The 333-nt window shown below is 60.1% G+C and carries 1 pseudogene; it reads left to right on the top strand.

Features of this window, described 5'->3' with window-relative positions:
* A pseudogene (locus ACFWW2_RS17255) lies at window positions 1-333 on the top strand (DNA primase); the annotation flags it as partial.

The following is a 333-nucleotide window of genomic DNA, read 5'->3' as shown; positions in this document are numbered from 1 at the left end:
ATGGAGGCGGTTCGGATCCTCGCGGATGAGGCGGGGATGACCATGCCTGCGCGTGATCCTGAGGCGCAGAAAAAAGTGGACCGTCGTAAGCTGTTGGCGGACGTCATGGAGCAGGCGGTGCTGTTTTATCGTTTGCAGCTGAAAACCGGGGCAGGGACCGCAGCACGCGATTATCTGGCGGGCCGTGGACTTCGCGATGAAGCACTGGACCGCTGGGAGATCGGGTTCGCGCCACCTGGTTGGCAGAACCTTTGGGACCATTTGACCTCGAAAGGCGTGGCGGAGGATTTGATCCTTGGCGCGGGTTTGGGCAAACCTTCAAACCAAGGCAAG

The sequence above is a fragment of the Yoonia sp. R2-816 genome, assembly GCF_046762905.1.
Classification (GTDB): Bacteria; Pseudomonadota; Alphaproteobacteria; order Rhodobacterales; family Rhodobacteraceae; genus Yoonia.
This window is presented reverse-complemented; position numbering and strand designations above follow the sequence as displayed.